The following is an 811-nucleotide window of genomic DNA, read 5'->3' as shown; positions in this document are numbered from 1 at the left end:
GCCTTGTCGTGCTTGAGGGCCGGGCCGATCTGAGAACCGGTGGCCGCATCCCACAGCCGCGCCGTTGCGTCCGAGCTCCAGGTCAGGATGCGGTGCTGGTCGGCCGAGAACACGGCGCCATAGACCGCCTTGTCGTGCTTGAGGGCCGGGCCGATCTGGGCACCGGTGGCCGCATCCCACAGCCGCGCTGTTGCGTCCTCGCTCCAAGTCAGGATGCGGTGCTGGTCGGCCGAGAAGACGGCGCCATAGACCGTCTGGTCGTGCTTGAGGGCCGGGCCAATCTGGGCACCGGCGGCCGCATCCCACAGCCGCGCCGTTGCGTCGGCGCTCGAGGTCAGGATGCGGTGCTGGTCGGCCGAGAAGACGGCGCCATTGACGGGCTGGTCGTGCTTGAGGGCCGGGCCAATCTGGGCACCGGTGGCCGCATCCCACAGCCGCGCCGTGGCGTCGGCGCTCCAGGTCAGGATGCGGTGCTGGTCGGCCGAGAACACGGCGCCACGGACCAGCCGGTCGTGTTTGAGGGCCGGGCCGACTTGGGCACCGGTGGCCGCATCCCACAGCCGCGCCGTGGCGTCGGCGCTCCAGGTCAGGATGCGGTGCTGGTCGGCCGAGAACACGGCGCCATCGACTATCGAGTCGTGCTTGAGGGCCGGGCCAATCTGGGCACCGGTGGCCGCATCCCACAGCCGCGCCGTTGCGTCCGAGCTCCAGGTCAGGATGCGGTGCTGGTCGGCCGAGAACACGGCGCCATTGACCCAGTGGTCGTGCTTGAGGGCCGGGCCGATCTGGGCACCGGTGGCCGCATCCCACA

At 70.8% G+C, this 811-nt stretch carries 1 protein-coding gene; it reads right to left on the bottom strand.

All coding sequences use genetic code 11. From position 1 onward, the window contains the following. Window positions 1–811, bottom strand: an 811-nt coding sequence (locus AC1D3B_RS36210; RefSeq protein ID WP_478195475.1) for a WD40 repeat domain-containing protein, incomplete at both ends; no start/stop codon positions are given.

Source organism: Variovorax sp. P5_A3, assembly GCF_056400665.1.
The sequence above is the reverse complement of the archived record's forward strand: the minus strand, read 5'-3'. Positions and strand labels throughout refer to the sequence as shown.